28 protein-coding genes and 1 pseudogene are annotated in these 25,118 nt (G+C 33.2%); all 29 read right to left on the bottom strand.

Annotated elements, in window-relative coordinates:
• Window positions 1-280 precede the first annotated feature (280 nt).
• The gene (locus tag V7Q02_RS13425) at window positions 281-994 is read right to left on the bottom strand and encodes an HNH endonuclease (RefSeq protein ID WP_333861554.1); all 714 of its coding nucleotides are present in this window, start codon (window positions 992-994) and stop codon (window positions 281-283) included.
• 219 nt (window positions 995-1,213) lie between these two features.
• Window positions 1,214-2,104, bottom strand: a complete 891-nt coding sequence (locus tag V7Q02_RS13420; RefSeq protein ID WP_333861553.1) for a DNA adenine methylase — start codon at window positions 2,102-2,104, stop codon at window positions 1,214-1,216.
• Between the two features lie 70 nt (window positions 2,105-2,174).
• Complete coding sequence (locus V7Q02_RS13415) at window positions 2,175-2,495, bottom strand: hypothetical protein (protein WP_333861552.1); 321 nt, start codon at window positions 2,493-2,495, stop codon at window positions 2,175-2,177.
• Window positions 2,496-3,096: 601 nt separating this feature from the next.
• A complete protein-coding gene (locus V7Q02_RS13410) occupies window positions 3,097-4,659 on the bottom strand; it encodes a recombinase family protein (RefSeq protein ID WP_333861551.1) in 1,563 nt (520 codons plus the stop codon).
• An 84-nt stretch (window positions 4,660-4,743) separates the two neighbouring features.
• Window positions 4,744-4,893, bottom strand: coding sequence for a hypothetical protein (locus tag V7Q02_RS13405; protein ID WP_333861550.1), 150 nt, complete (start codon window positions 4,891-4,893; stop codon window positions 4,744-4,746).
• Between the two features lie 133 nt (window positions 4,894-5,026).
• Window positions 5,027-6,391: a hypothetical protein gene (locus tag V7Q02_RS13400; protein WP_333861549.1), complete on the bottom strand. Its 1,365-nt coding sequence runs from the start codon at window positions 6,389-6,391 to the stop codon at window positions 5,027-5,029.
• Between the two features lie 131 nt (window positions 6,392-6,522).
• Complete coding sequence (locus tag V7Q02_RS13395) at window positions 6,523-7,020, bottom strand: CPBP family glutamic-type intramembrane protease (protein WP_333861548.1); 498 nt, start codon at window positions 7,018-7,020, stop codon at window positions 6,523-6,525.
• Between the two features lie 91 nt (window positions 7,021-7,111).
• Complete coding sequence (locus V7Q02_RS13390; protein ID WP_333861547.1) at window positions 7,112-7,858, bottom strand: TraX family protein; 747 nt, start codon at window positions 7,856-7,858, stop codon at window positions 7,112-7,114.
• A 323-nt stretch (window positions 7,859-8,181) separates the two neighbouring features.
• Window positions 8,182-8,574, bottom strand: a complete 393-nt coding sequence (locus tag V7Q02_RS13385) for a hypothetical protein (RefSeq protein WP_333861546.1) — start codon at window positions 8,572-8,574, stop codon at window positions 8,182-8,184.
• Window positions 8,575-8,651: 77 nt separating this feature from the next.
• A complete protein-coding gene (locus tag V7Q02_RS13380; RefSeq protein ID WP_333861545.1) occupies window positions 8,652-9,005 on the bottom strand; it encodes a DUF6483 family protein in 354 nt (117 codons plus the stop codon).
• Window positions 9,006-9,185: 180 nt separating this feature from the next.
• Window positions 9,186-10,319: a hypothetical protein gene (locus V7Q02_RS13375; RefSeq protein WP_333861543.1), complete on the bottom strand. Its 1,134-nt coding sequence runs from the start codon at window positions 10,317-10,319 to the stop codon at window positions 9,186-9,188.
• 1 nt (window position 10,320) lies between these two features.
• Window positions 10,321-12,177, bottom strand: a complete 1,857-nt coding sequence (locus V7Q02_RS13370; RefSeq protein WP_333861541.1) for a phage tail spike protein — start codon at window positions 12,175-12,177, stop codon at window positions 10,321-10,323.
• Window positions 12,177-12,884, bottom strand: a complete 708-nt coding sequence (locus tag V7Q02_RS13365; RefSeq protein ID WP_333861540.1) for a distal tail protein Dit — start codon at window positions 12,882-12,884, stop codon at window positions 12,177-12,179. Before V7Q02_RS13365 ends, V7Q02_RS13370 begins: the two co-directional genes overlap by 1 nt.
• Window position 12,885: 1 nt before the next feature.
• Window positions 12,886-15,396 (bottom strand): phage tail tape measure protein, encoded by a 2,511-nt coding sequence (locus V7Q02_RS13360; protein ID WP_442882171.1) that lies wholly within the window; start codon window positions 15,394-15,396, stop codon window positions 12,886-12,888.
• A 202-nt stretch (window positions 15,397-15,598) separates the two neighbouring features.
• Entirely contained in the window at window positions 15,599-15,883 is a 285-nt protein-coding gene (gene gpG / locus V7Q02_RS13355) for a phage tail assembly chaperone G (protein WP_333861539.1), read from the bottom strand.
• 25 nt (window positions 15,884-15,908) lie between these two features.
• Window positions 15,909-16,475 carry a major tail protein gene (locus V7Q02_RS13350; protein ID WP_333861538.1) on the bottom strand — a complete coding sequence of 189 codons (567 nt, stop codon included), beginning with the start codon at window positions 16,473-16,475 and terminating at the stop codon, window positions 15,909-15,911.
• 6 nt (window positions 16,476-16,481) lie between these two features.
• Complete coding sequence (locus tag V7Q02_RS13345; RefSeq protein WP_333861537.1) at window positions 16,482-16,811, bottom strand: hypothetical protein; 330 nt, start codon at window positions 16,809-16,811, stop codon at window positions 16,482-16,484.
• Window positions 16,808-17,188, bottom strand: coding sequence for an HK97-gp10 family putative phage morphogenesis protein (locus V7Q02_RS13340; RefSeq protein WP_333861535.1), 381 nt, complete (start codon window positions 17,186-17,188; stop codon window positions 16,808-16,810). Before V7Q02_RS13340 ends, V7Q02_RS13345 begins: the two co-directional genes overlap by 4 nt.
• A complete protein-coding gene (locus tag V7Q02_RS13335) occupies window positions 17,181-17,507 on the bottom strand; it encodes a phage head closure protein (protein ID WP_333861533.1) in 327 nt (108 codons plus the stop codon). Before V7Q02_RS13335 ends, V7Q02_RS13340 begins: the two co-directional genes overlap by 8 nt.
• Window positions 17,504-18,076 (bottom strand): head-tail connector protein, encoded by a 573-nt coding sequence (locus tag V7Q02_RS13330; protein ID WP_333861532.1) that lies wholly within the window; start codon window positions 18,074-18,076, stop codon window positions 17,504-17,506. The genes V7Q02_RS13335 and V7Q02_RS13330 overlap by 4 nt, the downstream gene beginning before the upstream one ends.
• Window positions 18,077-18,090: 14 nt before the next feature.
• On the bottom strand, window positions 18,091-18,567 hold the full coding sequence (locus tag V7Q02_RS13325; protein ID WP_333861531.1) for a hypothetical protein: 477 nt from the start codon (window positions 18,565-18,567) through the stop codon (window positions 18,091-18,093).
• Between the two features lie 137 nt (window positions 18,568-18,704).
• Window positions 18,705-19,457, bottom strand: a complete 753-nt coding sequence (locus tag V7Q02_RS13320) for a nitroreductase family protein (protein WP_333861530.1) — start codon at window positions 19,455-19,457, stop codon at window positions 18,705-18,707.
• Window positions 19,458-19,602: 145 nt separating this feature from the next.
• Window positions 19,603-19,899 (bottom strand): hypothetical protein, encoded by a 297-nt coding sequence (locus tag V7Q02_RS13315; protein WP_333861529.1) that lies wholly within the window; start codon window positions 19,897-19,899, stop codon window positions 19,603-19,605.
• A gap of 154 nt (window positions 19,900-20,053) precedes the next feature.
• The gene (locus V7Q02_RS13310; protein WP_333861528.1) at window positions 20,054-21,340 is read right to left on the bottom strand and encodes a phage major capsid protein; all 1,287 of its coding nucleotides are present in this window, start codon (window positions 21,338-21,340) and stop codon (window positions 20,054-20,056) included.
• A gap of 100 nt (window positions 21,341-21,440) precedes the next feature.
• Window positions 21,441-21,848, bottom strand: a complete 408-nt coding sequence (locus V7Q02_RS13305) for a hypothetical protein (RefSeq protein WP_333861527.1) — start codon at window positions 21,846-21,848, stop codon at window positions 21,441-21,443.
• On the bottom strand, window positions 21,841-22,644 hold the full coding sequence (locus tag V7Q02_RS13300) for a hypothetical protein (RefSeq protein WP_333861526.1): 804 nt from the start codon (window positions 22,642-22,644) through the stop codon (window positions 21,841-21,843). Before V7Q02_RS13300 ends, V7Q02_RS13305 begins: the two co-directional genes overlap by 8 nt.
• A 37-nt stretch (window positions 22,645-22,681) precedes the next feature.
• On the bottom strand, window positions 22,682-23,440 hold the full coding sequence (locus V7Q02_RS13295; RefSeq protein ID WP_333861525.1) for a head maturation protease, ClpP-related: 759 nt from the start codon (window positions 23,438-23,440) through the stop codon (window positions 22,682-22,684).
• Window positions 23,437-24,720, bottom strand: coding sequence for a phage portal protein (locus V7Q02_RS13290; RefSeq protein WP_333861523.1), 1,284 nt, complete (start codon window positions 24,718-24,720; stop codon window positions 23,437-23,439). Before V7Q02_RS13290 ends, V7Q02_RS13295 begins: the two co-directional genes overlap by 4 nt.
• 11 nt (window positions 24,721-24,731) lie before the next feature.
• Window positions 24,732-25,064, bottom strand: a pseudogene (locus tag V7Q02_RS13285) (terminase TerL endonuclease subunit); the annotation flags it as partial.
• Window positions 25,065-25,118: the final 54 nt, after the last annotated feature.

The raw sequence follows: 25,118 nt of genomic DNA, 5'->3' as shown, positions 1-25,118 counted from the left end.
CACCCATTCAATTATAGTATTATTCTTCTATATTACTATAATTAGTGTTCCCATTTACGTGGCAAATCTTAACTACATTTCTGGATTTATTTGGTGCCGAAATATGAGTTAAAAAAATTACAATATATTGATATTTATAGTTTAATTAATTAATCTCCATAATTAGGTACCGAAATATGAGATATTATTTTTTCACAAATGGTAATTAAAAATTTATCTATAATGGGTTTTTAACATACCAATTTCTGTTTATACTCAGTCTAACATAGATTTGTGTTATTTATTTATTTCTAAAATAAATCTTAAAAGCATCTTGTATACTTATATTTTCTTTATCCGCCTTTTCCTTAAGCAATTCATAAATCTCAATATCTCCATTTTTGAATACTATATCAATTTTTCTTTCCTGTTCACCTGCGATATGTAGATACCCCTCTGGGTGTGCATAATAACAGTTTTCACACATATCTTTATCCTTAATCACCCAATTTTCACAATGTTCACAAGCCCAAGATTTCGCCCTATTTCCACTTGGACACAGCAACATAAAATTCTGCAGATTATTTTCATCTTGCTCCCCTAATATCTCATAAGGTATGCGATGATCTACTTGAAGCTGATTTTCTGGATATTCTTCTCCATATAAAAAGCAAATACTCCCATACTGCTCTATTAATTGCTGCTTTAGTCTGTTTGAAAGTTGTGTCCTTCCTGCTGTTTTACTAAGTAAGTTTTGTTTCTTATACTCCTCCCAATCACCAAAACGATACGCTCCTATGCTTTTTCCACTTCGATCTTTAATCTTAAATGTTTCAAGTGGTATTCCCAATTCGCGAACATCTCTTGCGGCTCTAGGTGCATGTTCATACCCTGCATCTTTCAAATCTTCAGTACTACAAAATCCTTTTTCTATTATAGTATCTATTACACACCTAGCACGTTTGTTTGTTACTGAATTAAGTTTCGCCATAAAATCATCTGGTATCTTTTCCATATTATATTTCATCCCCCATATCATATTAATTCAATTGTTTTATTAATTTTATACAGTTTGTCTATTTAGTAAAAAACTATTATTCTTGCGAATAATAGAAAATTTTAACTATATATAAATTTCTTATCACCTTGAATACCTATTACAAAACGAAATATCAATAAAGACTTTTTAATTCATTTACATTGTTTTATTATACTTCATATATCAAACTTATCTTTATATAATTAATTTTAGTTGTTCAGCTCTATTTTCATAAACACATTTTAAATTTTTACTTAAATATAGTGACTCATAAGTAATTTCTTTTTTACCTAATAATGTTGACTGGGCGGATTTACCTGAATTTATAAATATATGAGTAAGTTCTAAATAATCTGGTAAATCTTTGCCATGTTTTTTTTCTCCCGTCATGCCATCATAACTTATTATAAAATCAACATTTTTGTCATTTAATAATTTAAGTGCATTAACTAATTCTTCATAATCAACCCCTTGATAATATCTATTGTCAGATGTATTGCTTGTTCCTTGATATGGTGGATCCATATAAACCAGATCTCCTGGTTGAGCTTTAAGTAACATTTCCCTATAATCCAGGTTATAGAATTCAGTCCTATTATTGAGTAAATTTGATATTTGTATAGCATTGTTTCTAATTAACTCTGGTCTGGTTCCATTTCTTCTCTTATCACAAGATTGATTCATTTGGCCATTATTATTGTATCTTACCGCCCCTTTTACTACTCTCGCTAACATAAACAACATTAATGCTGGTTCACTTTCTTGATTAAATTTCTCACGCATTTTGTAAAAATAATCTATATTATTAGTTCCTTCTACAAATTGTCCATTCCATATTTCTTCGTATTGTCTATATAATACCTCTGGTTGCTTTACGCATAATTCTAACATTTCAACAAGTGGTTTGTTTATATCATTTAAAATAAATTTTCCAACCTTATTTTGCTTGGCAGCTAAAATACTAACAGCAGCAGTTCCGCAAAAAGGTTCAATTAATCTGTTTATTCTTTTAGGAAAATAACTTGAAATTTCAGAAGCAATATTACGTTTGCTTCCTTGATACTGTACAAGATGGGGTGTTGCCATAATAATCTCCTTCCTTGCTCCAATAATATTATATCAGACATGTCTTTATTTGTATAAAATTTCCATAAATTTATTCTTTAAATTCTATTTCATCAATCAACCAATATTTCTTATTTTTACTATTTACTTCTTTGTGTAATTGTATTTCTGCAATAATCATTTTTTCTAAATCTGCTTCAAATTCATTAATTAAATATATATTATTTCTAGCTAACCTCCAATTTTTATATAACCAAGCAACTATTAGAGATTTAAAACTATTGCTTAATTTTATAGATACATTAAATTCCGTTCCTATCGCTTCTGCCCTTTCTATAAAATAGCTACTTATTTTGTTAATGTTTTTAGCATCAATTTGATTTTTTATTTTATCACATGAAATATCCATCATTTTTCATTCTCCTTCTAAGTATTAATAGTATTATTAATCACTCTGTTTATTTTAAAAGTCAAGTAAAAACAAGAATGCCTCAACATTGATTTATAAACTGAGCTACATTACATTTATTTGCTTTACCTCTACTAATACTACTTCTATAAAAAATAGATAAAATTTTAACATATGTAATATAACTCCACAGTTATATTATATTGTTTCTCATTCCAGCTCTTATTAAACATATAGTATTCATTAAATATATTATATACTATTTATTATTCATATATCAATTTTAACACGCTCTATTATAAATCCTTTTTATCCAATACCTTCTATGCAAAACTTATACAAATGCGCGTATTTATTAATACGCAAAATAGCTTTACCCCCCCTGAACAAAAAATACCCCGAAACTGTAGTCTATGCAAACATAAAGCACACAAAAAAAATAGGGCAAAATGCCCTAAGCCTTTGATACCAAGCTATTTCCGCTCTATCCTTACAACACACTCAACAGGGTAGGTGTTACTTCATTGATGAAAAAAATAAAGTATAGAATAGCCATTTCAGCCACTCCATACTCTATTCTATAATATATCTATATAAATATCTTCTAATTTTCTTCATCAATTATTCCTATAAACGGGGTATTCCACATTATTTCAACATCAAGCTTTGATTCCTTCTTTTTATTAAAGGTTTCATGGATAACTATTTTATCAATAATCATCGTTATATCTGAGTTTGTTAATTCTTTTCTTTCAATAATTTCCTTTAATACATCAATTGCCTTTGTGATTCTAGCTTTTTCAGTTTTTCTTATATGATTAATGTTTATAGCTTCTTCAAGTATATTCTCAAGCTTTATTAAATCCTGATTAGCTTCATCTGTCATTTCTTTGAAAATTTCTTCTGATATAAGTCCCTTTGCAAGTTGCTTTGAATAGTTTTTTATTTCAGCCTTCTTCATTTCAACTTCCCTTTTAAGCCTGTCTACTCTCTTTTCATTAGCATTATTCTTATGTTTCTTTTCTATTTTATTATCAATATTATCAAGCCGTATAAGTCCCTGAGTATATAATCTTTCAATTTCATTAAAAACTATTTCATCAACATCATCAATTTTTATAGTATGCCTTGTACAATAATTGCTTCCATATCGGTTGTATGTACCGCAAATATAAAAAGTTTCTTTACCCCTACTTTTCGTTGTTGAATTTGTTATTACAAGATTTTTACCGCATTTCCCACATTTTAATATACCTGTATATTTTCCTATAGGCTTTTGTTTTGCTTTTACACCATTAGTTACACGTTTTTGAAAAATCATTTGAACTGCTTCAAAAGTTTCTTTACTAATTATTATTGGAAGCATATTTTTATGTACATATTGCTCTTCAATAGGAACTTCAATTATTTTCTTATCCCTAATTTTATTTCTCCTTGTCTTGCCCCTTCTTACCGTTCCTATATATGCATCATTTTTTAGAACTCTACTTACCATTCCTCCTGTCCATACTTCCTTTAAAGTCCATTCTTTTTTCCATCCATATCCGTATAATTCCTGTTTTCTAATAGCTGGTGTTGTTACTTTATGACCATTCAAATATTTAGCAATTTTAGTACACCCATTACCTTCAATAAATAATCTAAATATTATCTTTACTGTTTCTGCTGATTCTTCATCAATTATACATTTAACTTTATTGTTCGGATCTTTTTTATAACCAAAGTTTGTAATATGAACTTCCCCGGCTTTAGCTTTTACTCTTAAGGCTTCCTTAGTTTTTCTACTTAGATCCCTTATATACATTTCATTATACCATGTCTCAATTCCTCTTAAATTTTCATCTTGATATCCACTTTTAAGCATAAGTTTTACATTCTTTTCTTCAAGATGTTCAATATATAAAAGCGTCTTAGCATTATGCCTTCCTATTCTTGAAAGGTCTTTTGCAAGTAGTATGTCAACTTTACCTTCATCTATTAGTTCATTTAATTCATTAAGTCCAGGTCTATCATAGGTATAACCACTAACATTATTATCTTCTATAATATCATCAATCATAAGTCCGCTTTCTTCTGCAAAAACCCTTATTACATTTCTTTGACTTTCTATGCTATCTCTGCTGCCATCTTCATCCCTTGAAATTCTAATATATCCATAAACGCCCATAATTAATTCCTCCAATATTTTTTATATTCTAAACCCCAATGACTTAACTTGATTGGTAGTGTGATGATAAATCTACGTTCCCCACTAATCAAGCAATTTAGCACTTTTGAGGTGATTTTCTATTATAATTTCAAAGGCTTTTTCCCATGTAATTTTATTTGAATATGTATGTTTAATTGAATTAATCCTTGAGTTCTGTTTTCCTTTAATTATTATTGAGTTTATATTTTCCATATAATATATTTCCCCTTTCCCCATTTTTAATAAAAACAAAAAAGCCTACCGAACTTCAGTAAGCTTTTCAAATCAATATGTATGCATAATTAAACTTTATATTTTTAACACTATACAATATGTAGATATTTTTTTAATGTGCCGGCATATCCAGTGGATACACATATTCACTGGTAAAATCATATTGTATTTTCATAGTATTTGTTGGTGTCTTTGTCACTGCTTCTGGAAGCAGTGTATGGGCAGCTGCCGGTACAACATACTGCTGCTTTAACTGGCCATAGCTGCTGTCAGTATAGGTAAATATAGTAGATGTATCACTGTCCCAGGAAACACTGTTATAGTTGGTAGAGGTAAAGTTTGAGATTCCGTACACTGTTAAATTCTCATTTAACTGAAGGCAGGCACCGTATTGTATTATCACCCACAATTTATTATTTGCTATTTTAGTTAAAGTAATTGAGCCAATACTCCCTGTATATATTTCAACTTTACTGGCAAACGTGCCGTCTTTATTATATTTTGCTATACAGCTTTTATATTTGGAACTTGACCCTGAAGTATCCATGCATCCATTGTAAGTTATATACACATAGGCAGCATTTACTGCTATATCAAAATACTCCACATCATAGACAAGGTCATCAGGTACTGCTGCACTTTTTGGGTAAGATGAAATTACGGCAAAATCCTTATCAAGCTTTTTAAAAGAACCATCACTTATAAGAATCCAGAAGTTTGTACCGTCATAAGCTATAGCTTTAACCTGAGCTGGCAGGGTTATATTATCACCTCTAGTACCGGTAACTTTATCGTATACTACTAAAGTTGTGGTATTTTTACTTAGGGCATAGAGGTTTGTTTCATCGGTACACAGGTTATAGCCAGGCAAATAATTTCCACTGCTGCCTGCAGCTAATTCAATTTTAGGATACAAACTATTAATCTTAGGACTCTGGGCAGTGCTCCCGGTACTAGATCCACCAGTCCAATATATACTCTTAAAGCTTCCGTTAGCTGCACTGGTTGGAAAATCCATGACGTAATGCCGTATACCTGATGCATCCGTATTAGTTCTTGTAGTCTCACCTGTATTTACAGTTCCCCTGAGTTCATCACTGCCGCTGTAGGTATACCAGCCATCTGCATAACCTATAATGCTTCCCCAGGTAAAATAGTCATAAGGATCTTCTGCAATATCTCCTGTAGTTAAAACCATTACCCTGAATGGATAAGTTGTGTATATATCAGTCAATATATTTTCCTGCATATTATCCAGGATGGGATAATAAAATCCGTCAAGGTAAGCCATATTTCCAAATACAGCAGATATCCTATTTTCACTTTTAGCTTCATAGGTCTGCTTTCCTGTTAAGGCATCATAGAGTTTAACTGTAGCTGTGCCTGTAAAAGGTAATATTAATTTTTTCTTTGGAATTTCTATTTTAGTTCCTTTTATTAAATCTTTGCTGTAAAATAAACTTTGTTTATAAAGCATAGATTTCCTCCTCTCTGAAATTTTGAATATAAAAAAGCCTATACCTTCTAGATATGGGCTTTTAGTTATCTAATAAGAAAATTGCCATGTACTATTTAAACACTATATTTTAACTTTAATCTTCCTTAAAATCAATCTAACATAAATAAAATAGTTGAAATTGTGTTTCTTATGCAATGAATCCAGAAAACAACTCCAAAAGCAGAGAAATTCTTTTTTTTATAAGTTAAATATGAATATGCTAATACTAAACCTATTATAAAACTATAGGAAATATATAAATAACTATAACTATGTGAAATTGCAAATAGTAACGACGAAATTATAGCAATAATAATCTTTTTTTCTTTAAAAATCTTAATAGAACTCAAAATTTCAATAATTCCATATTGGAAAATAATCGTTTCTAATATAGGACCTATTATTGAGCCAACTATAATTTTTGCCAATAGAGATGATGTTTCTAAGCTATCTGGTCCCCCCATTTGTCCTATGTATTTTTCATATAGATAAAATAGTGGAATAAATGGTACTATGGCTAAATATGTAGCTAAGACCATAGCAATAATAAACTTTAAGGTAGGTAGTTCTTGAAAATAGTTATTAATGTTTTTATAATTCACCCTCATCCTCTATTCCTCCAAAAACTCTATTATTTAATTCACGATAAATTACCACTGTGACGCTTTATTAGAATAATTTGACCATGATTGGAATTTATCACCCACCAATCATAACGCCAACATTTCCATGCAATACAATTCGGATCAGACCGCAAATAACTAAATGAAGCGGATAATAAACATAGAAAAACCATTTCATACTTTTCCAAGTACCACGCTCACCATTATACATTTTCAACAGCGGAATTGTAAGTGCAACAAATAGTTGTAGAATACCATAAATAGGATTGATAAAAACAGCATATACGGTAGCATATACTGATATCCATAGCATCATTGCAGTCATTTGCTTTTTAAAGTTTCCACGATTTGCACCAATTTGTATAATTGCCAGTACTGCAATACTGCTCCAATCTGAACAAAATGTAATAACCGTAATTCCAAGGATTAGCAGTGTCTTTTGCCACTGCTTAAATCGGTTGCTTTCATGTATTGCCAATGCTACAAGACCACAAGCCAAAGACCAAATAACACTTGTCTGATTAAATATGGAGGTCTGAAAAGGTATAAAAGGTATCCCAAAGGCGAAATTATAAGCAAAATGCGAAATTACTGCAAAGATAAACAATCTGCCAGCATATTTTTTTATATCATGAGTATAATGATAACCCTCTGCCACAAAGAACCAAAAAATAGGTGCCGCCAGCCTTCCAATGATATGTAGTACAATAATCCACCAATCTGTTGGGTAATTCGGATATAGCACACTCGTAAGATGGTCTATTGTCATTGCAATCATTGCTATAATTTTTAATTGATTTCCATTTAGTACTTTCTGGTACATTTTATACTCTCCTATACAAAACACTATTTATCAAACTGCGTGTTATATAAATAATCGTAACTATTCAGGCATTGACAAATTTTAAATTGTTGTTCTATGGGCTTATAGAGCCAGTTCAAGAACTTACATGTTTTGACTGTTACGAAAATGCATTAAAATAGATTAATTTAATCATTTTAAACCATAAATTTGTTCTTAAAAAGCACAACATATTGTATTTTATATTTGTAAAAAGCAATATATAGTGGCTGAATAGTTACAAATAATCTTTACTTCACAATTATTTACAGTTCCGTCACAACTTCTAAAAAGTTGTGTATCAATCACTCTATTTCTCTTTTAAGTAATGTAATATCAATAAATGAAATACTAAAGGTTAAACCCAGAGCAATTGAAAATTCTCTAAATAAATCTATGTTTGAAGTTCTGAAAACATAATCAAACCCATAATTTAACGTACCAAATAAAATAAACAAAGCAATAAACTTAAATAGCCTTTTCCTTATCTCAACCCATTTTAACTTTCTTGAATTTAAAATAGTAATAAAGGGTACATATAAAAGTAAAAAGAATATTAAAAACAAATATCCCATTAAGAACTTGAAAGCAATGCTACTGTCTATATCTTTATAAACGATCAAAAGTGAAACTATAGTTCCAAGTATAAATATCACATAAAGAATTTTTGTAAAAAATAATGTTGCATTTTTATTCATTTGATCCACCCTATTCTTTCCCCCTATAAGAAACTTATGAATTAATGAGAATTTAAGATTTACTTTTAAAATTAATATCAATTATCAATAAATTTTTTCATATCGTTTAATCCCTGAAATATTTCTTCTCTTGAAAAATTTGCTTTATCAAGTTCCTCATCACTTTTTGAAAGCAGTACATTATAGAAATTCTTGCCGATATCGAGTAAATCATTTGAAGGATTTTTACTTAGTTCTTCAAATAATATATTTTCTGCTTTGTTGTATTTACCTTGAAGAACAAGTTGCTTTAATAATATTGGCAGTAAATCTTGTACAGACATTGATTGTACATATATATTTTGAAATTCTTTATCCTGTTTGTTTGATAAAATTTCTCCAGCAAATCTTCCTATAGATTCTACTATTCTCAATATATAATCATCATTCAATATTTAGCCTTCCTTTCCTTAATAGTATAAATTATTTGATTTTATTAATCTCAATAATACAATATTTATTAATAAGCAATAATCCACAATCCCGTCATAACTATTTCTAGTATATCATGAAATTCAAGGGAATTAAATTGAATTACTTAAGTATTCTTGAAGATATACCATATACCTCCCCTATACTGTATTATAATTAATCCTTACCTCCTTTAATTTTAAAACATCCGTACTTGAACTAACTTCCATATACCATGCAAGTCTTATCTTCTTATCTGAAAGACCAAGAGACGTCCATTGTGCTTCAGTAATTCCTTGGAGTGTTGTAACAGTCATTCCTTTAGTTTTCACGTCCTCCATATTTGTTATATCCACCAGTATCCATGAACTTCCATTCCACGCTTCCCATGAAGTTCCACTATCTGTACTCACTATAAAAACTATAACTATACTTCCACTGCCTGTGTTATCTATAGTCACTACTGCATTAACTATATCTATTATATATGCTTCGGTAAATAAGATGTCTTCTTTCATTCTTACAATTACAGGTTTAGGAATAATTGTTTGAGTCACCACAGGTGCTGGCATTTCAGCTAGTGGTGACCATATTTTTAATACTGGAGAAATAGATACAAGTCCTGTCCTTTCTTTATGATAATTATCATCACCGTAGCTTTGGAATTTATCTGCTGTTAGTGGAAGCTCTGAAACTTTAACATAGCTTTCACTTGAAGTATCCCAGTGTTTAATATCATTTCCATCTACCATAAGGTATTTAATATTTGGCTGAATGTAAGAGCCTTCCTGAATAGTGTATGATTTTCCCTGATCCTGCCCTGGGATAAATGCATAGGATTTGTTATTTTCAAGAGTTAAAGTAGTAGTTCCAAGGTTTGGATTTACAAATGAATTTGTTCCAGTATTAGGTATTTGTTCAATGACAAGTACCATAGCACTATCATTGAATAGTATTAGTTCCCATACCAGATTAAGAGTTCCCCAGGTGCTGTACACTCCATGGCCTTCCCATCTAATTCTAAAGGTAGGTTTGTCATTTACAGTTTCCTGTGCATAGTAAATGTTGTCTGCCCCTGCATCCCTTCTATTTATTTTTAGCTGCTCAGTTGAGCCAGTAAAACCCACCCATGAGTTACCATTTGTTTTGATTGTAGTCCTGCAGTTTGCCCCATTGTAGTAGAAGTCAAAGCCTATATCCGGAAAACTAACTGTAGTATCATCATTATGGGAACTTATTAAAGTCATACCACTACTTCCTTTTGGTGGAATTATAGTACTGCTGTATACTCCCACATTACTTCACCTCCAGTTTTTCAATACTTGTAAAATTACTGCTATCTAAAAGTTCAAAACTGTACAACTTTCCTGAATCTATTACTTCATTAACTGCTGTTCCCTCATAGACTGTTTTAAAATAAAGTCCTTCATTATCTATTATTAAAATTTCTTCATCCATTAAATATTTATCCTTATACTGAGAAGTTAAATATAAAATTTCACCATACTTTTTAATTGAAAGGGCATAATTTATACTCATCTGCTTTCCACTGCTGATTGCTGCTATGTCTGCTGTCTGATTGACACTTAATATTGAAGTTATAGGAATTTGCATTTCCGTACCAATATAGGTATCTAAAATTTTATTCATGTATAATCCATTCATATTTACAAAGCTTTGCTTTTCAAAACATTCTGCATGTGGTGGATCTGAGTTTAAGCCGCCCTGAAGATTTCTCCCGTCAATCATACACTGCAGGTTAAACATTGGTATACTTAATGTTCCTGTATCTACCTTTAAAAAAACTCCAATATAGTGTGCCCCTTGAGATACTTGTGGAATTCCAAGGGGTATTCCAATTGTGTTATCTCCCTGCTGGAGTTTTTGCTTTGGAGTAAAGGGAATATCCTTATTATCCAGCTGGATTTGCATGGTTAAGGTACATACAGTACTTGCACTGCAGTACATAGAAAAATTCATAGCTAAATTTGTAGATGTCACTGCGGTAACTCCAAGGTATATCGGCTCTATTGCTGTTGTCCCAATAGTTAGTGCAACAGGATTTGCATAATACAGCATGGAGCTAAAGGACTCTGCTACTTTGTTTCCAAGTTCATCTAATGTAGTTTTAATAGATGCCGTATCAAGCTGATTCAATATGCTGTCCTTTGGCTGGCCAAGTTCAACTTTAACATTTACACCAGTTAAAATGTCCTTCTTTATTTTAACTACAGGAACTTTTACATCTATTTCAAAATCCTTGTGTCTCACTATAACTGTATCTCCTATATTAACTGTCTGGAGATGCTTATAGTTTTCATATTCCTTAGTCTTGCTAAGTTCAACAAAATCCACATCAATGCTAACTTTACTTAACCCTATTACACTTGCAGCTTCCTGAGCCACCAGCCTTAAAGTAACTTCATCCTCCGCATCTTTGAACTCCACTTTTTTAATTATAGGAAAGGGCGGATACTTTTCACTGTCCCAGTTAGGCACACTTATATATTTTTCAGTAAGCTTTATGCCGTCTTTTCCTACTGGATAAAGCTTTGTTACAACACTTGTGGTATCTATATTAAACTTCAGTCCCGATATATTTTTACCTTGTGCAATTAAAACCCCAGCATCTTTACCAATTGAGGTAAGTATTTTTATATCAAAGTTATCCCTTTTAAGCTGGCCGCATTCCCATATATTAATTATAGAAAATACAGCTTCTACTGGATTTTTCTCTTCAAGACTGATTGAATTAGCTATTATAATATCGCTGTCTACTGTATATATGGTAAGCAAATCTCCTATTAAAGATTTTTCCATAGCGGTTTTTACACTGCAGTTTTTACCTTCCATACTTTCTATAAAATAATAAGCTAAGTCATAAAATATATGCTTAGCCCAAACTTTAATAACATTTTTATCATCACTATCTTTTTCTACCATGTATATTCTAAAGAGCTGTCCATCTGCCTTAATAATATTCCATTCAACAAGGTACTTTGACTTTTTAGAATTAGCAGAATACTCTAGTTCCAAAGAATAGTCACCATTTAACTCTTCAGTAATGTAACAACTTATGGATTCACTTAAAATTCCAAGACCATTATTATCAAAATTTCCTTTGGTAGTTTTTTTATCGTAGATGCAGATCATCACAGCCACCGCCAGTTTGGTAAAAGCTCTACTTTAGTAACACCACCACTCCATTCCATAACATTTTCACCAGGCTTCATTTTTAAAAATTCACCTGTCATATTGCCATTTAAATTATTTCCCCCATCATCATAGCAGTCCTGTATAACTGAGTTTACTATGACCTTTTCAGTTATATCCGCAAGAGTTATTTGCCCTTCATTTATTTTAAAGGCTATATCACCAGAGCCGTAAATACTTATTACAGGTTCACTTTCAATAGTCCCCGGATTAGTTAAAGCTGTACCTGAAGTATTTATGGTCACTATATTATTTTCCACTGCATACTTAAAAGGTCTGCAGTTAAATATTATGGGGAACTGGCTAAAATACCTGTAAACCTGTTTAAAATCAATGGCATTTACCACCTGGGCAATATATTTTTTATCTGCTTGAAAGCTGAATATCAAATCACTTTCACCTGTCCCAAAGAGCCATGCTTTAATATCATCAAGCTTGCTTGTAAGGTTTTGTGTATCTTTTACAGAACATTCAAGGCTTAGTGTTATATCCTCATAGGTTTTTTCATCAAACCTTAAATTAGAATCCCTTCCCGGGATATTTATGGTACTCACCCTACGTTTAGGAGAAGGAAGGTCTGGCCTTTTAGCTATTAAAATTCCAAAATCATCACAACTGTTTCTACCGCCAAAATTAAAGCTAAGCACTCTAAATTCCTCCCTTTCCCATAGAAATTTTCCTTCTGTAAAACTCCAGTTCATAGGCCAACTGTTCTATATCCTTATCTGTGTTATTATTAAAGTTTTCTATATGCAGATTAAATCCACTACTACTATTTGAATTTCTACCTTGTGTTGATGTATTGTTATCTGCTACTACCACAGCTCCCATTTTAGTATTTACTTTCATATCCAGTGACAGTCCCCTTACAGCTTCTATTACAGCTGACTTACTTTTATTTATGCCTTCAGCAAGACCACTCATAAAATCTGGCATCCAGGATTCATAGTCAGTAAGTGGCCCTTCATCTGGAACAGAAAAATGGAGATAACTTCTTATCTTAGCTGCTAGTGCACTTACTGCATCTGTAACTTTTCCTGCAGCTGACCTTATTCCATTTACAATTCCATTAACAAAATCTGCCCCATATTTCCATGCTTTGGATGGAAGACTTGCTAAATAACTCAATGCATTATTTATACCACTTTCTATAGAACTTTTTACATTTCCTATAGTACTGCTTACCCCCTCTTTCATTTTGGTAAACATATTTGAGCCATAACTATAAAGTTTACCTGGTAGTTCAGAAAACCAGGTTAAAATACTATTCCATAGATTTATAACCCCTTCTTTTATATTTGCACAGAGGTTTATTACAGTTTCCTTTAATTTAGTCCAGGCACCTACAGCTGTGTTTTTTATAGCTTCCCATATATTTGCAAGGGATGTCTTTATATTATCCCATGTGCCAAGGGTACCTTCTTTAATACTGGTACAAAGGTTTAATACTGCCTCCTTTAATTTAGTCCAGGTATTTTGAAACAGGGTCTTATAAAAATTCAGTGCCGGTTCTAGAAAACTCTTTATGCCCTCCAGGGCATTATTTATGGCAGCTTTTATGTTTTCCCAGACATTCATTACCGTGGTTTTTACACTTTCCCAGGCACCAGTCATAGTTGTCTTTATATTTTCTAGGGTGTTACCTACGGTGCTTTTTAGGTTTTCCCAGGTATTTATAGTCGTAGTTTTTACATTCTCCCAGGCATTAACTATAGAGGTTTTTATATTTTCAAAAACAGCCGCAAGATTGTTCCAGAGGTTAGAAGCCCCCTGCTTGATAACATCCCAGTGTTTATAAATTTCATACCCTGCAACTATGGCAAGACCTATGCCAATTACCCAAGGGTTAAACACCATTCCAAGTATTTTAGACATACCACCTAAATTACCTGCGGCAGCTGATACCTTAGAAATGGCCGAGGATATTTCACCTACAGCTTTTACTACACTTCCAATTGCAACCAAGACTGGACCAACTACAGCAATTAATGCACCTATGACAAGTATTATTCTCTGGGAACCCTGGTCCAGTTTTCCAAATGCCTGTATCCATTCATTTAATTTAGCAATTATAGGAGTTATTATAGGGAGTATATTCTGTCCCATGGTGGCACCCAGTTCTTTTAAACTCTCCTGAAATACCCTCATCTGGTTAGCGGCACCTGCACCTGTACGTTCAAAATCACCATGGGCATTTTTAGTTTTATCCATGACATAGTTATACCTGAGCTGTACTTTTTCAGCTTCTGTCATATCCTGGGTTCTCTTTTGTATACCCTTAGAATAGGCATACTGCTGCAGGTTTGCATCTGTCATAACTACCCCAAGCATCTTTAAGCTTTCCGTCTCTCCTGTAAATATGCCGTTTAAAGCTTCTTCTGCCTGTTTTATATCAATGTTCTTAAAACTTGAAAGGTCACCTGCAAGACCCACAAGTGACATAGACATTTTTGCAGCTTCTTCCTGACTTAAACCCATACTTGTTGCCATATCCCCATAAAGTGCCGACATATCAAGTGCTGTTCCCTTTGCTATACCAAAGCTTTTCAAAGTGGTATCTGACCAGTCCTTTACCTTTTGGTTGACACTTCCAAATGCAACTTCAACTTTATTCATGCTCTCAGCAGTATCTGAGGCAAGGCTTACACTTGCAGCTCCTGCGGCAATAAGAGGGGCAGTTACTGCAAGTGAAAGCTTGCTTCCCACATTTAAAAACCCCTCACCTACTGTTTTCATTTTACTTCCTATGCCATCTAAACTTTTACTTAAAGAAGTCCACCTGCTGCCCTGGGTCTCTATTTCTTTATTAGTCTTAGAAAGTTCATTTTCCATTTGTGACAGGGTTTGTTTTGCCTTATTTAGTTTTATCTCAAGGTCTTGGGTGGCTTTACTGTCTTTGCCTTTTATTTCAGCACTCTTGGTATAAGCTTGCTCAAGGGCACTTACCTTCTGCTTTTGGAGTTCTAATTGTTTTGAAAGGCTTTCTGATTTTAGTTTTAGCCCTTCAATACCTTTTCCATTTTCCCCAAGAGCTGCAGTATTAGCTTTAAACTCGCTGTCAAGTACTCTAAGACTCCTGTTAATACTGCTTATACCATTTTGAAATCCACTTGAATCCAGTCCTATTTTTACCGCCAGGCTTCCAAGTTCTTCTGCCAACTCTCCCACCACCTCTACAATATATTTAAAACGGCATTTAAATTTTTCCTATATTCCTTATTAGCCCTGTAGATTAGAATATCAAAGTAATAAAATATATCCATGCTGTCAATATCATTTAATGTCCACCCCTGTCCTAAAAGCTCCAAGTAAATTTCTTTTATAAAGTCAGACGGAGACAGCTTTTCACTGCTGCCCCCGCTTATTTGTTTGGGAATTCATTCAATTTATTTCCCAAGTTTCCTACTATCCCATTTATACTGTTATTAAGAGTTTCTATAAGTTTATCTGCATCAAGGCCATCATAAAAATCATCCCTTGTAAATTTATTACCATAAAGTTCTACTACAAAATCCACTAAGCCGTCTAAATCCTTTGTCTTTAGATTGTTAAAATCTATATTTTCATTTATCTCAATAGCCTTTCTAAGTATCCTTGTTTTTACCCCTGGCATAACATAGGTTTTATCGTTCAATACTATTTCCACAGTTCATCCCCTCCAATCTTTGATATTAAGCTGCTGGAGCATACACACTGGTAAACCAAGAAGCCCCGCCTGTGAAGCCGCTGTCTTCATCAGCAGTATATTTCCACTTGCCGTCTGACCTTGTAAGAAAAGTACCTTTAAGTTTTGGTGTCTGAAATTTGGTTTTATCTTCCTGGGTTGAATGTTCTTCTTCCGGTTCACTGAACTTGCCTTTCAGAAGCCATACATATCTGTACTTTCCATTACCCTTTTTTACTTTAAATCCTACTGCCACATAAGGGGCATTGTCATCAGCTTCATAGCTCATTACCTTAGTTTCCGCATCTAATGTGTGCCCAAGAAGTACTGCCTGCACTTCTAAAGGCAGGTCTTGAGTTTCAAGTTCTACCTCCACTTCTCCTAATGTTGATACTGTCTCTACCGCCTTATTATCAGCATAAAGTGTATCTGAATTACTCTTTGGACTTATCTTTACATTTATTGCAGGTGAAATTAATGCAGGTGTGCCGTAGGTTGCCGCAGCTTCCTCTGTTAAAACTGCATACACTAAATTTTCTACCCCTATAGGGGCACTGCTTACTATTTCTGACATAGTTTATTACCTCACTTCAATATGAATGAAGAATCTTATTGCCTTATGATATATTTTAGTATCTTCTTCAAATAAATCAGCCGCAGAAGTTCTCCTAAAACCTGCGGCCTTCATGGCATCTGTTATATTTTTTACAAGTTCTGTATAGTCACTTTTACTCCACACATCTAGCTGAATATAATATCCTGTTTCCTTTTCTTCGTTATCCGCATACTGTTCCCCTTGCTCTAAGTAGCTGAAAAAAGTTATATAGGTGTTCTCCTTTCCCCTATATTTTTGAAATGAAACTGGAACCCTAAGGGATCTTAAAGCTCCAAGGATTAAATCATTTATCACTTAAGTCCCTCCTTCAAAGTATTGGCTATAGTTTTTTGTATATTATCCTTATTTTTCTCATAGGCTGGCTGCAAAAATGGTCTTGCAGACATTTTGGAAGTTCCGAATTCAATAAACTTGCTATAAAAAATTTCTGAATTATCTCCCCTATCAACCCCTACAAGGATATACTTTATCCCTTCCTTCTTTTTAACATTAGTTATCTTAAGACCCTTTTTAAGTTTCCCGGTTCTTACAGGCACATTTGCCTTTGCATCTTCAAGTACAGGTTCTGCGGCATTTCTAAGTGCTTTATTTTCTAATCTACTAATGTTTGCACCCATCTGCTGAAGCTTATTTAATATTTCATCCACACCTGTAAGTTCTATATCAGCCACTGCTTTCCACCTCCAAAGCCTTTATTTCCATATATCTATTTCCGTATTTTATATTATCTATAGAAGTTATATTGTACTGTTTATCTTCAAATAGTATCCTCATATCAGTAGATATACTGGATGAATATCTTATAATAAATTTAACAGTTTTCTCTGCCTGCACAGCTGTCGCCTCAAAATATTCTCTTCCATAGAGATTGGATACCCCTGCCCAAACAGTTAAGTAACCTTCCCATATTTCCTCCTCAAAGCCATTTTCATTTGTAGAAGTTGTAAGTTTTTGAAATGTTATTTTGTGCCTTAGTTCCTCTGTTCTCATATTGGTATCACCCTATTCATGCCAAGTAATGAGTTTCTTGCCTCTTCAATTTTCCTCTTTTCATCCGGTTTGTAATCATCATAGAGAAGCCTCATGTGAAGTACCATTGCCCATTTAACTGTCTCAGGAACACTTTCACCATTATCTCCAAAGCCTGCAGTAAACCTAACTCTTACAGCATTCACAGTCTGTAATGATATTGTAGGCCACAACTTACAATATCCAAGCACAATTTTATTAACAAAGCTGTCTGTATCAACAATATAGTTACCCGAATCAAATGTAAACTCCTGGCCATTTATATCATAGTACTTAATACTTTCTACACTTTGAACTGGTGATGAGTTTTTAAATGAAATGTAATTATACTCTGGAAAAGAATCCAGCACTAGTTCTAAACCTTGAGTAATGTATTTTCTGTTTTGAAAATCTTCACAAAACTCCCTGGCCTGTTTAATCATACTGAGTAAAATAATATCATCATCACTGCCTGATATCCTTAAATGCTGTTTTGTTTCTTCTAAAGTTAAAGGTTCTGCTGCAGGTGGTGCTATAACTTTTAGTGCCATAAAATCACCTGAATTTAATCAACTACTGCTGATGGTGGCTCTTCCTGAGGGTATTTATTCTCCAGTATAAATTCACCACCTGCAAAGTTTGTAGCCTGGGAACTTGCTCCAACTCTTATATTCAAGCAGCAAAAGCCATTATTTATATCAAGTTTAGCCGGGTCAATATGAAATATCACCTGTTTATTTTTTGCAGTATTGGATACGGTATAGCTTACCCCATCTGATTGTCTCACAGGTTTATCACTTATTGATACATCTTCATTTGCAAGTATTGGAACATTATTTACTAAAGGCTTTGCACCAGTTCCCTCCACATCCTGTGCTTGATACAGAGATATTTGTGTTTCATGCCCTGCTGTCTGGGCTAAGTTTACAACAACAGTTGCTGTAATAGAATTTTTAAGGGTCACATAATCACCTGTTATTGCAGTGTTTGTAGTTTTAAGTTCAAACACCTGTACTACTTTATATTTTTCAATTATTGCCATAGTTTATTTTCCTCCTTTAAAATTTATTGATATAAATAGCAAAAAGACTCACTGGTAAGCAAGTCTTTTTATCATTTTATAAAAAAACATAAACTAAAGATTATACTCATCTTATATGTTAAAAAATCAAAATTTGTCTATGGTTTATTTTTATTTTTTTCTAAAGTATATGTTGCTATAGATATTAAATTAGAATTATTATTTTCAGGACTCAGAGTTCTTTGAAAGGAAAATCCATTATGTGATAAAGTTAACTCTAAAAAATATAGAAAAATACCCATATCTATTGAATTATAAAAAGGCACTTTTCCTTTCGGCATAATTGATTTAACTTCTGTGGTTCGATATACCTTCAATATATAATTTTCACAAATAACTCTCCATGGTTGAGTATTGCAAGCACTTGGAGCATATTTAACAAAATCAGCTATCTCAAGGCTCAAATCGCCTTTCCAGATATCTCTTGTTTCTTTTCGTTTGCTCTTTTTATAGTTTTTCCTAAATTCGCTTTCTATCCCCTTTCCTAAAGCCATCATTATTATATATTTAAAATTCTCGTACTGGGGTTCATTTACTTTTCCCATTCCATACCAACATACACCTATATTTTTTGATGCTAAACATAAATCCAACTGCTCAAACATATAACCAATATTTAATAGATAATGTTCTTTTTCTTCGCTGTAAATAATCAAGCAATATTCTCCGCGTTTACATGTAGTTTTTTCCCTTGGAACAATTTTACACTTTATTTCTATATCCTTTATAAGAGGATTTAAACTTTTTATTTGCTGATTTATATCTTGCAATTCCTCTTTTGAAAGGATTAACGTATCATTAAATTTTCTAAATGACTTCCTTTTAAAAATCATATCATATAATTCTTCCAAATTTATAATCACCTTCAATCTTCGTCTTAACTCAAATGATATTAGATTATAAAATTTTTTACAACAGCAATTTTAAGATTATAATGAATTCTATTTTTTCTTCATATTATCTTTATAATTAAGAAGTAATCTATATTTCAAATTATTATAATCCTGTTTGCTTAGTAGTTTCTCTTTTATACTGCTTATCTATAATATGCCATGTTAGCATCGCTTTACACAAACTTAATATAATTAGAATTGTACTATTTGTAATTATGCTTTTTATAAAAGCCTTTGAAATAAAATATGCTATTCCCATATTCATTATCAGCGGATTAACAAAAAATACATTAATCGCAAATATAGGTAATAAGAACTTTATACTTCCTTCATTTATCCACCATCTGATGAAACCATCTGCTCGAATTTTTTCCCATTTCTTTTTATTTTTTTCTAACACACTATGCTCTCCTTTGTGATAAAGCTGAAAGATTATATAACTACTTTTACTCTGCATTAAATTGCAAAATCTTAATAACACCTGCAAATATTATACCAGCAATTACTATCAATTCACACTCTCAAGTTGTTTATAGTATAACCCTTCTAAATTTCTATCTATCAGCCAAAGTCACAAATGGACTTAAAGTATTAGCTCCTTTATAAGGTATAATAGGCTTATTTCTATATGGTGCACCATTGAATTTATAAATAAATCTAAACACCTGTTCATCATAGAGAAACCTCACATGTATTGATACATCAGCTGTTGGTGCTTTTTTATCTATTCCTATATACTGGGTCGGGTCTGCAAGTATGATATCCCCTTTTTTGCCCAATACAGAGCACTGCTCTATAGGAATTATTGGCCTGTTTAAAAGGGTACTGTATTGTGAAGCTGAAGCTCCGCCGGAAGGTAAAAATACAGGTGCCCCACCAGTTCCAATATTTAAAGCCATGGTATAAAGCTGCGGTTCTATTTCCTGATTAATATACCACACGGCATTTGCCCTGAGCCTTGCGGGCATACTGCTCCATATTTTAAGTATGTTTTCATATTTTATAGTACCTGCAGATTGCCCTGATTCTTTTGCCACCGAAACAAGTGCACCTGAATTTAGTATTCCAAGGGGCATTCCAACACCAGTTCCATTTATTATGGCATCGTCAATTTTAAAAGACATCTCATCTGCGTAGGCCTGCTTTACTATTGCTTCAAGGGCTGTGGCATCCTGGAGCAGGTCATCTGTAACATAACAAAGTGCCAGTAATTTCTGGAGTGCCATATCAATTTCTCTAAACTTTGGTTTGGACTGTGTAACAGTTTCTGCCTCGGCTACCCAGTAAGCCTGGACTCCGCCCCACCTGCTTCCATTAGCCCTGCTGGTTTCATCAATGCCAAGTGCTCTTAGTCTGTTGGTATTTGCACCTATTGGAATCATCCTTATTCTATTTGCCACCTGACTTTCTGCCATCATTGCATCAAATAGTCCCTGTATAAAATCATTATCCAGCATAAAACCACCTTCAGAAGTCACGCTTTCATTTAAACCTGTGGCTGAATTCTGGTATACAAGTCTGTTATCCATTCTCCCACCAGGTGAAGATGCAGTTGCCACAGCCTGAAGAAATTCTCCCATTCCCCCTTTCCATTTCTTTTCGTTAGGGTCTTTAGGCTTTGCATATATCGGCTCATTTACAGGTATTTGTGCCTGTTTCTGTCTTTCTTCCTCTAATGCATCAATTTCTTTTTGTGCTTCAATTTTAGCTTTATGTGCTTTAATTTCGGAAAGCTTTGCAGTGATTTCCTCAGCTGTTGCATCCTGTTTATTTATGAGGTTTTTAGATTCTGTTTCTAAATTGGTAAGCTGTGCTAACAATTCCTTCATTTTTTCTGACATATTTATTACCTGCCTTTCAAATTTTACATGATAAAAACCCTAAAGCTGGCACCTTAAGGTAAGTTCTATACTATGTTTGATATATTTACTTAGAAAATAATTATCGCCTGCTTAACTCATCCATTGATATCTGACCTGCTATCTGCTTAAATATTTTATTGACTTTGTTTTTAGATGCCCTTAAGCCTGCAATTCTATTTTCAATGGATGTGTCTACAATTTCCAGGTCTTTCACATTTGTTGTCTGCTCAATATTTATATATCTTGAGATAGATTTTTCCCGTATGGCATACCAATCTCTCAAGCCTTTATCATCTCTAAAGCTGGATATAAGACGGTTTGCAATTGTCTTTTTATAGGATTCCTTTAACTTTGCTATATTAATTTCATCTTCAACATAAGGCTCTATTATTTCTATAACCTGTTCCTGCGTGATTTCAGCTCCCAACTCTTCCATTTTCTTGCATATTAATTCTTTCACCCTGTCATCAAATAGTCTTTTACCCATTTTTCAACACCCCCCTAAGAAATTTTTGAATCTTTAAAAGTTTAGGTATTGCTGTCTCTACTTTTTCTATTTTTCTTTCAATGTCATCTTTATCTAATAATTTTCCCCACATACCTAGCGTCCTGTCATCAACATCTAATAATGAAAGCTTCAACAAAGTATTGTTGAACTTAACAGTTATACTTTTACATTCATCCATGTATTTACAATATTCTTCAACACCATCGGGTTCTTTTAATGGACTTCCGTCCTGTTTTTTCTTTCTGGCTCTGGCAAGCTCCAGAACTCTTGTCCTTGTGGGAATATCATCATTTTCTCTAGCTTCCTGTTTGACTTGTTCCACTAGATCTTTGTTATTGGCTAAAATTTCAAACCTATTTGCCTGTTTCCGGTTAAATCCTAATTCCTCTATTACCTCATGTTTTGGTTTTTCAAACCTGGAACCAATACGATTATTTTCTGCTGAATGGACACTGCTGTCCTTTTGGCAAATTTCTTTGCTTATATCGCATTGCTGCGAATTAACCTCTTTATATTGGTTTCCTTTAAATCTGTTATCTTTAGGTATCTGTTTTAATAAATCTCCCAACCTGGTTTCGGCATCCAAAAGAGCTTCTGCAAGCATAGAACATTCTTCTTTCTTCTGGTCTCTTACTTCTGTAGCTAAATTTAATTTATCTATTGCCCTTATTTCTGCCTTCACAGATACAAGTTTTTCCCTGCCTACCAATACAAATTTACTTAAATCTTCTATATTATCAGGCAGGTTATTTTGTGCCGGTATAATATTCCCCACTGTTCTTACCTCCTCCTGTAATAATTCTTGATTTTCACTAAAGTTCACACTCTAAGGCAAGTTTTGCTTTTAGTAATTTAATTTTATTGGCTTCCCCATCTTGTTTTAATTCCTTAAATTTTTTATTATACTTCTCTATAAATTCTCTAGTGCTGTCATTTACACTATTTTGTATTGCAAACCTACTGAACATAAAGGAATTTTGTGTAGATTCCACTTCACTTTCAGAATAAAGAATCCCATCTGCAAATCCTTCACTAACTGCTTTTTTAGCACTCATCCAGGTTTCCTCATCCATCATCTGTGATATCTTTGCCCTTGATTTTCCTGTTTTAAGTTGGTAGGCATTAATTATAGTTTCCTTTACTTCATCAAGTACATCCGCACCATGTCTTAAGTCTTTAGCCTCACCCTGAAAATTTCCCCAGGGGTTGTGAACCATTAATATTGAAGTAGGTGACATTAAAATCTCATCCCCTGCCATAGCAATTACGGAGGCTGCCGATATTGCAACACCATCTATTTTTACCTTTACTTTTCCCTTATGCTCTTTAAGAGCCGTGTAAATTCTGGAAGCTGCGTACACGTTTCCGCCATAAGAATTGAGCCACACATTTATGTTTTTTCCCTTATACTTGCTGAGTTCTGCCATAAATCCTTTTGGTGTTACATTTTCTATTCCAAATAACATAGACCAAAAATCATCATCCATGGCAATATCTCCATCAATTCTAAGTTCTATCTCATCTTCATTTTCTTCACTGTTTTTAAAGTTCCAAAATGACAATATAATCACTTCCCTTCATTTATTAAATTAAATATCTCCTCTCTTATAATTTTATTTTTAGATTCATCCCGTTTCTTAAAATATTCATTTGCCATAGTTGCATCAATACAATTTAGTGGCTGCATGTAGATATCTCCCCCTTCCACAGGATTCATATTTTCAAGCCTTCTGATATCATTAACTGAAAGCCATCCCCACTGCCTGCCTTGAGCATAGGCTTCATATCTGGATTTAATATCTCCGCGGAGAAGGCCACTTATATTGAATTCAAAATATCTATTTCTCCTCTTTGAGTCATTTGATAAAAGCTGTAAATTTAAATTTTCTTCCCATCTTTTAAACCATGGCAGCATGGTGTACACAATGAATTCAAGGCTCTGATGCTCTATGTTATTGTTAGTAGACCTTGTTAAGTCCTGTACCAGATGAAGGGGCACTCTAAATATCCTGCACACATCCTCTATCCTGAATCTTTTGGATTCTAAAAACTGTGCATCTGTAAGCTTCATAGTGATTTCCTTAAATTGACCGCCGCCTTCCAGTATCATTGGAACTCCTGCATTGGAAAATCCCATATAGTTTTTCTTGATATCTTTTTTAAGTCTTTGAAAAGCTTCCTCTCCAAGTTCATTTGGATACTGAAATATTCCACTAGTTGATGCCCTGTTGTGATAAAAGTTTCTTTCAAATTTATCTTGAGATAATCCAACATCAACAGTTAGTGCTGCATAAGTAAGTGGTGTTATTCCAATGTAGCCATCTAGGGTAAGTCCCGGAATGTGAAGTATTTCATCTCTTGTTTTAGGCTCTTGTTTTCCATCAATAAAATAAAGGAGTCTCCCTGTGGTTTTATCTATATCAATTCTTATCCTTTCCCAGGATATAGGCCTCAGCTCTAGAAGTTCTCCATGTAGATTAAAAACTTTCTGTGCTGTAAAATTACCTCCAAGGTTAATATTTGTCATACCAAACTCTTTAAATTGTCCCGGTGTCATTTCAGCATTTGGTGCGTAATGTAAAACTCCATATTCAGGAGTATCTGTTACCTGATGTCTGTTGCCTTTATCGTCTTTTTCATAGAGAAGTATGGGACAGCTGGCAAGTGTTTCTGAAAGAACCTTGTTACAGGCAAACACAGCTGAAAATCCCATAGCTGTATCTGTATCTATTCTCCAATTGTCTACTGGCACATCCTCTCCAGCTAAAAAATCCTGGGAATATTTCTGCAGGACTTCAAATAATGCATTTTGCGGAGTAAAAAACAACTTACATCTATCTATAAACTTCAAAATATCACTTCCTAATCAAGTAAGCTTCTCATTCCTCTTTTTTCATAAATATTTTCTTTCATTTCTCTCCTTATTGCCCTATCCAGTGCCATAACAAGTGCCACAACACCATCTATTTTTTCAGTGGACTTTGCTTTATCCGGCTTTATATTTCCTGCAGGGTCGGTTCTAACATAAACATTATCCATCATCCAGGAGAGTACTGGATGTGCTCCATGTGCTATTTTCTGTTCTAAGGTTATTTTCATAAACTCCTTTGTAGGCGGACTCATATCCTTATAACCCTGACCAAAAGGAACTACAGTAAAGCCTAAACCTTCAAGGTTCTGAACCATCTGCACGGCCAATGTCGTCAACTTAACAAAACAGTAATATAAAAATTACAATAAATTTAAAAA

This window comes from Clostridium sp. (assembly GCF_036781005.1).
Classification (GTDB): domain Bacteria; phylum Bacillota; class Clostridia; order Clostridiales; family Clostridiaceae; genus Clostridium_B.
This window is presented reverse-complemented; position numbering and strand designations above follow the sequence as displayed.